The organism is Pseudomonas sp. LSJ-87, from assembly GCF_032971465.1.
In the GTDB taxonomy this organism is placed as follows: domain Bacteria; phylum Pseudomonadota; class Gammaproteobacteria; order Pseudomonadales; family Pseudomonadaceae; genus Aquipseudomonas; species Aquipseudomonas putida_Z.
This window is the reverse complement of the sequence record NZ_JAWJYQ010000131.1, coordinates 1-303: the sequence shown is the minus strand read 5'-3', so window position 1 is coordinate 303 and position 303 is coordinate 1. Positions and strand designations below refer to the sequence as shown.

The 303-nt window shown below is 63.4% G+C and carries 1 protein-coding gene; it reads right to left on the bottom strand.

The window, feature by feature from the left end; all coding sequences use genetic code 11:
• Nucleotides 1-195 (bottom strand): DUF3077 domain-containing protein (locus RYH74_RS26380; RefSeq protein ID WP_317410634.1); only part of this gene is annotated, 195 nt, incomplete at its 3' end.
• Between the last annotated feature and the right edge of the window lie 108 nt (nucleotides 196-303).

The window sequence follows — 303 nt, the reverse complement described above, 5'->3', positions numbered from 1 at the left end:
GGCATCATCCAGCAGCGCCTTGGCCATGGCTGCAAAGTAATGCGAAGCCCAGAGCATCTGCTGATCGCCATCCATCAAACCGGTCAGTGACAAGTCGAGTGCATAGCCCATCAACTCCGAGGCTTGCTCCCGGGCGCTGCGGCAGGGGATGCCCTCAGCTTCGCCTGGGAATGGGCGGTGGTTCCAGCGGGCCATGCAGCGCCTTGAGGAACAGGCAGCGCTTGTCGGGGCTGAGTTCGATGAAACGGCGGGCGATGTCCTGGCCGCGGTCCTTGTAGGAGCGGCCTTGTGTCGCGAAAGGGC